At 71.2% G+C, this 6,030-nt stretch carries 7 protein-coding genes; 4 read left to right on the top strand and 3 right to left on the bottom strand.

Annotated elements, in window-relative coordinates; genetic code table 11:
- From CR470_RS34930 to CR470_RS34920, 3 genes are all read left to right on the top strand, one after another.
- Nucleotides 1–248: iron chelate uptake ABC transporter family permease subunit (locus CR470_RS34930; protein WP_143663941.1), on the top strand; the 248-nt coding region annotated here is incomplete at its 5' end.
- Between the two features lie 43 nt (nucleotides 249–291).
- Nucleotides 292–1,143: an ABC transporter ATP-binding protein gene (locus tag CR470_RS34925; protein WP_097871481.1), complete on the top strand. Its 852-nt coding sequence runs from the start codon at nucleotides 292–294 to the stop codon at nucleotides 1,141–1,143.
- A gap of 69 nt (nucleotides 1,144–1,212) precedes the next feature.
- Nucleotides 1,213–2,241 carry an iron-siderophore ABC transporter substrate-binding protein gene (locus tag CR470_RS34920; protein ID WP_097871479.1) on the top strand — a complete coding sequence of 343 codons (1,029 nt, stop codon included), beginning with the start codon at nucleotides 1,213–1,215 and terminating at the stop codon, nucleotides 2,239–2,241.
- Nucleotides 2,242–2,330: 89 nt separating this feature from the next.
- Here the strand turns inward: CR470_RS34920 and CR470_RS34915 are convergent, their stop codons facing one another.
- Nucleotides 2,331–2,951: a YceI family protein gene (locus CR470_RS34915; RefSeq protein ID WP_097871477.1), complete on the bottom strand. Its 621-nt coding sequence runs from the start codon at nucleotides 2,949–2,951 to the stop codon at nucleotides 2,331–2,333.
- A 277-nt stretch (nucleotides 2,952–3,228) separates the two neighbouring features.
- Between CR470_RS34915 and CR470_RS34910 the strand changes: the two genes are divergently transcribed.
- Nucleotides 3,229–3,753, top strand: coding sequence for a hypothetical protein (locus CR470_RS34910; RefSeq protein ID WP_097871475.1), 525 nt, complete (start codon nucleotides 3,229–3,231; stop codon nucleotides 3,751–3,753).
- 55 nt (nucleotides 3,754–3,808) lie between these two features.
- On the opposite strand, the gene CR470_RS34905 is transcribed toward CR470_RS34910, so the two are convergent.
- Nucleotides 3,809–4,480: a peptidoglycan-binding domain-containing protein gene (locus tag CR470_RS34905; RefSeq protein WP_441350788.1), complete on the bottom strand. Its 672-nt coding sequence runs from the start codon at nucleotides 4,478–4,480 to the stop codon at nucleotides 3,809–3,811.
- A 255-nt stretch (nucleotides 4,481–4,735) separates the two neighbouring features.
- The gene (locus CR470_RS34900) at nucleotides 4,736–5,947 is read right to left on the bottom strand and encodes a glycoside hydrolase family 64 protein (RefSeq protein WP_179892476.1); all 1,212 of its coding nucleotides are present in this window, start codon (nucleotides 5,945–5,947) and stop codon (nucleotides 4,736–4,738) included.
- Between the last annotated feature and the right edge of the window lie 83 nt (nucleotides 5,948–6,030).

Below are 6,030 nucleotides of genomic sequence, written 5' to 3'. Positions count from 1 at the left end.
CCGCCGGACCCGTCGGGTTCGTGGCGTTCGTCGCCGCCCCGATCGCCCGCCGCCTGGTCCCGGGCCGGGGCGCGGCCCTGCCGCAGGCTGCCCTGACCGGGGCGCTGCTGGTCCTGGTCGCCGACTTCGCGGCGCAGCACGCGCTGCCCTCCGTGCAACTGCCGGTGGGCGTGGTCACCAGCGTCATCGGCGCCCCGTACCTGCTCCTGCTCCTGGCCCGCGCCAACCGCGTGGGCGGCGGGGGCTGAGATGGCGGCGTATCAGAAGGGCATGGCGTCGTACCAGAAGGACATGGCGACGTATCGACAGGACGACGAAAGGCGTGGCCCCCTCGTGGCCGATCACACTCTGGAAGCCCGGGACGTCCGGCTCGGCTACGGCGAACGCGAGATCGTCCCCGGCCTGAGCGTGGCGGTGCCGCCCGGCCGGATCACCGTCATCGTCGGCCCCAACGCCTGCGGGAAGTCGACGCTGTTGCGGGCGATGGCCCGGCTGCTGGCCCCGACCGCCGGGGCGGTGCTCCTGGACGGCCGGTCCATCCAGGAGACGCCGACCAAGGAGGTCGCCGCCGTGCTCGGGATCCTGCCGCAGAGTCCCACCGCCCCCGAGGGCATCACCGTCTCCGACCTGGTCGGGCGCGGCCGCTACCCGCACCAGGGCTGGTTCCGCCGCTGGAGCGCCGAGGACGACGAGGCGGTCGCGGCGGCCCTGCTGTCGACGGACGTCCTCGAACTCGCCGACCGTTCCGTGGACGAGCTGTCGGGCGGCCAGCGCCAGCGGGTGTGGATCGCGATGGCGCTGGCCCAGCGCACGGACATCCTGCTGCTCGACGAGCCGACGACCTTCCTGGACGCCAGCCACCAGCTGGACGTCCTGGACCTGCTCACCGACCTCAACCGCGAGCGGGGCGTCACCATGGTGGCCGTGCTGCACGACCTCAACCTGGCCTGCCGGTACGCGGACCACATGATCGCCATGAAGGCGGGGCGGATCGTCGCGGAGGGGCGGCCGGTCGACATCGTCACGGAGGAGCTGGTCGGCGAGGTCTTCGGCATGCGCTGCTCGGTGATCGAGGACCCGGCGTCGGCCACCCCGATGGTCGTGCCGCTGGGCCGCCACCATGTGAAGGGCCCGGCCGCCTGAGTCGCGTACGGAACCGCGGGGGCCGACCCGAGGGCACCGTTGTCATTAGGTGAGGCTAACCTAAAGGGCATGAACGCTTCCGCTCCCCGCGCCCAGCGCCCCCGCCGCACCCCCGTCCTCGCGGCCGGCGCTGTCGCCGCCCTGCTCGTCGGCCTCTCGGCCTGTGGCTCGTCGGACGGTTCCGACAGCTCCGCCTCCTCCGCCTCCGAAGGGGCCTCCGCGGGCGCCTTCCCCGCGAAGGTGGCGACGAAGTTCGGCGAGGTCACCGTCGACAAGCAGCCCAAGCGCATCGTCGCGCTCGGCTGGGGCGACGCCGAGACCGTGCTCGCGCTCGGCGGCCAGCCGGTCGGGGCCAGCGACTGGCTGCCGTTCGGCGGCGAGGGCGTCGGCCCGTGGGCCAAGGGCATGTACGACAAGAAGCCGGAGCTGATCGGCACGATGGAGCCGGAGTTCGAGAAGATCGCCTCCCTCCAGCCGGACCTGATCCTGGACACCAAGTCCAGCGGCGACCGGACCCGCTACGACACCCTGAAGAAGATCGCCCCGACCGTGGGCGTACCCAAGGGCGGCGACCAGTACAAGATCTCGTGGGAGCAGCAGACCACGATGATCGCCGCCGCCATGGGCGTGCCGGACAAGGGCGAGAAGCTGATCGCGGAGACCGGGAAGAAGTTCGAGGCCGCCGCGGAGGCGCACCCCGAGTTCAAGGGCAGGACCATCACCGTCGGTTCGCGTACGTCCGAGGGCTTCGGCGTCTACGTCGGCGGCACCGGGCGCGTCGACTTCGTCGAACGGCTCGGCTTCGAGAACAACCCGGAGGCCGAGGCCAAGGCCGGCGAGAGCTTCTCCGTCCCGGTCTCCAAGGAGAACCTGGACATGCTCGACGCCGACCTCACGGTCATGGCGCCGATCGGCATCCCGGCCGCCGACATCAGCGGCGACCCGCTGTACAAGGCGGTCCCGTCGGTCAAGGCGGGCAACGCCATCGTCTTCGACGACCAGGACATCTCCCAGGCCTTCGCCACGGACTCGGTCCTGTCCGTCCCGTACGCGCTGGAGAAGGTCGTCCCGCTCTTCGCGGAGAAGGTCGCGAAGTAGCCACCGGACGCACGGCGCGCCCCGTCCCCGGGAGAACCGGGTGCGGGGCGCTGCTGTGTACCGGGCGGACGCGCTCGACGGCGGGGGTGTCAGGCGCCCGGAGCGGTGGCCTTGATCGCGGAGATGTCGAAGGTCAGCTTCACCTTGTCGCTGACCATCACGCCGCCGGTCTCCAGCGCCGCGTTCCAGGTCAGGCCCCAGTCGGAGCGCAGGATGTCGGCGCTGCCCTCGAAGCCGACGCGCTCATTGCCGTAGACGTCGGTGGCGGAGCCGTTGAACTCCAGGTCGATGGAGAGCGGACGCGTGACGTCCTTGATGGTCAGGTCGCCGGTGATCCGGTACGCCTCGCCGCCCAGCTGCTCGGCCTTCGTCGAGCGGAACGTCATCAGGGGGAACTTCTCGGCGTCGAAGAAGTCGCCGCTGACCAGGTGGCCGTCGCGGTCGGCGATGCCGGTGTCGACGCTGGCGATCTTCACGTCGATGGAGGCGGAGGAGTTCGCCGGGTCCGTGCCGTCCAGGACCAGGGTGCCCTCGTGCTCGCCGAAGGAGCCGCGCACGTTCGTGACCATCGCGTGACGCACGGTGAAACCGATGCTGCTGTGCGAGGGGTCGATGGTGTACGTGCCGGTCAGGGCGGCCAGCGCCGGGTCCACCGCGGGAGCCTCGGTGACGGTGGGGGCGGTGGTCGGCTTACGGGTGAACAGAGCCATGGCTCCTCCTCGGGATGCGCTGCGGGGGACGGATCGAGCGGTGCCGAAGGTGTTGTTCAACCTTCAACAAGTTCAACTGTAACCGCATCTAGTTCAAAGTTCAACATCTGGCGCGCCTCTCTGGCCGGGCGTGCGGGCGGGAGGGGGCGGCGGGGTGGCTTCCCCTTGCGTCGCCCTCTGGCGGACGCGCGTAGAACTCGGGCACTATCTCCCTGCCCGGCGTGCGCGGCCCGCGCCCGTACGCCCCTTGATTTGTCATGAACAGGAGGAATTCATCATGGTGACCCGTCCACGACTCCGCTCCGCCCTCACCGCCCTGGCCCTCGTCCTCGGCGCCCTCTTCGTGCCCGGCATCGGCGCGTTCGGCGGCGGCGCCACCGAGGCGCACGCCGTGACCAAGCTGACCCACGCGCAGGCGACCTCCCGGTTCAGCTCGTCCGGGATCACCTGGTCGTCCTCCGGCGGCTGTTCCGACCGGTCCAACCCGACCTGCACGTCCTTCGACCAGCTCAACCTGGCGAGCGCCCAGGGCGCGCAGACCCTCAAGAGCGCCACCGGCTGCGCGCTCAGGATCACCGGCGGCACGGAGACCGGGCACGCCGGCGGTACGTACTCCCACTGGAACGGCTACAAGCTCGACTTCGCCAAGAGCACCTGCCTGAACAACTACGTCACCGGCGTCTTCACCTACATCGGCGTACGGGGCGACGGTGCGCGCCAGTACCGGTCCGGCTCCGGCAACATCTACGCGGACGAGGGCAACCACTGGGACGTCACGTACTACAACTGCGGCGGCTGCTGACACGGCCGATGGCCCGGGGCCGTCCCGCACCGGTGGGGCCCCGGGCCCTTCGGTCCTACGCGATCGGGTCGGCGTCCGGGCCCTCCTGCTCCAGCAGATCCCGGGCGAAGGCCTCCCACTGCGCGTACCGGTCCGGGTGCGCGGACCGCTGGACCGCCTGGCACACGTCGCCGGGCTCCATCGACTCCCAGCCGTCGATCTGGAGCAGCCCCGGATTGGCGCTGGGCGAGGGCAGTCCGTAGAAGGACTTCGACGCGGTCGGTACGTGGGTGACCTGCGCCGGCGTGCCCCACCCCATGCTGGGGCGCTGCTGGAAGACCCCGAGCGAGTCGTGGTCGACCGGAGACGTGTAGTTGACGAACTTCGACTCCTGCATGGCCGTCATCAGGGCGATGACCTGGGCCTCCTCGGGCAGCTCCGCACCCTTGCCGACGCCGATGACCGAGCGGGCGTGGGCGAGCTGCTCCGGGCCGAGGTCGGTGGGGGCGGCGAAGAACACCCGCAGCTCGCTGTCCGGGGCCGTCCTGAGCAGCTGCGCGGTGGCGGTGTCCACCCGGCCGGTCGGGGGCAGGCCGTAGCTCTGCTGGAAGGCGCGCAGGCCGTGCGCGCCGGGGGCCTGCGGGGCGGGGGACCCCGGCGGGGCGGGGTCCGCGTGGGCCGGGGTCGCGGCGGTCAGCAGGAATCCGGCGGCGACTGCCGTGAGCAGCCGGTGGGGGAGTCGCTTCATTCGCATACGGCACCGTCCCGGAGCGGTGTGGCGAAGTCAAGAACACTGCATACCGTGTCAATTGATGACGTATCGGATACCGGTGCGGCGGTGTCCGGACGTGTGAGCACCCAGCCGGGCGTGTGCGTGCCTTCGTCGGGCGTGTGCGTGCCGCGCCAGGGCGTGCCTGTGCCCGCCCGACGCGCCTGTGCCGTCGCCGGGCATGCCCGTGCCCCCGCCGGGCGGGCGGGGGCACGGGCGCCTACCGGGCGGGTGTCAGGAGCCCACGCTCACCGTGAAGCGACGCGGGTTCCCGTCGTGCGCCGCGCCCGAGACGTCCGGCTCACCGTCCGGGCGGACGTCGTCGTAAGGGAACGCGTAACCGATCGGGCTGTTCGCGTGGACCACCCGGGACCAGTGGTTGGTGACCGATCCCTTGTAGTAGTCCGCCGTCGACGTGCCGTTCGGCTGGCTCGGGTGGCTCAGCATGATCGAGCGGTTGAAGCCCGCCGCCAGCCGGGCCAGGATCGCCTTCTTGTCGTCGGAGTCGCCCGGGTTGTTGGTGAACGGGCCGTGGTTGCAGGTGAAGATGTCCTTCGTCTCCGGCTTGACGAAGGTGTGGCCGCCCTCGAAGGTCAGCGTGTTACCGCTGACCCGGCCGGCCAGCGTGCCCCGGCCGCCCTGGAGGTCGATGCGCAGGTCCTCGGAGCGGTACTTCTCCCAGACCTCGTCGATCTGCGCGGTGAACAGGTCCCGGAACGGCATCTCGGCGGGCCGGTCGAAGTACGGCGCCATGACGTTCTGCGGCGAGACGACCCGCAGGACGCTCCCGTCGTCGCTCCGGGTGATCAGCTTGTCCCACGGCTGCCCGTCGGCGGCGGCCTGGGCGGTGAGGTCGTCCGCGATCCGCTGCACCGCGCCCTCCGGGTGCGGCGCGACGACGTGCCTCCCGTCGCCCTCCAGCGTGATCCCGATCGGCAGGGCGGTGATCAGGTCCACGTAGCTGATGTTGGAGTACAGCTGCTGGGTGTTGAAGGTGAACTCGCAGAACGACCAGGTGCGCCCGTAGTTGGGGTCCGTGGGCGTCGCGAACGCGGGCTCCACCAGCGAGGGGCCCGGGTTGAGGTAGAAGTCCAGCTTGTCGTCGCGGACGAAGTAGGCCCGCGCCCCGTACATCTGCGGCAGGGTCAGCACGACGGGACCCGCGCCCGCGCCCTTGAGCGGGATCGCGCAGTCGACGGGCAGCGGGGTCTGCGGGGCGCCGGGCGAATCCGGGCGGTAGACGCCGCCGTCCGGCTTGAGCAGCACCCAGCGGTCGGTGCCCAGCTCGCGGCCGGTCACATACGCGTGCACCGTGCCCGGCAACGACTTGTTCTCCAGTGCCAGTTCGCAGGTCGCGGGGGCCGCCGAGGCGCGGGGGCTCAGAGCGGTGCCCCAGGCGGGGTACGTGAGCGTCGCGGCCGAGGCGGCGGCGCCGGTCAGGAACATTCGGCGTGAGATCACGGAGGTACTCCCGAGGTCGTGGGGGGCCGCAGGCGGGTGGTGGGGGGTGGCGCGGGGAGGGACAGGAC

The sequence above is a fragment of the Streptomyces sp. rh34 genome (genome assembly GCF_002551245.1).
In the GTDB taxonomy this organism is placed as follows: domain Bacteria; phylum Actinomycetota; class Actinomycetes; order Streptomycetales; family Streptomycetaceae; genus Streptomyces.
Note: the sequence above shows the minus strand (reverse complement) of the source record. Positions and strands in the feature narration are given on the sequence as shown.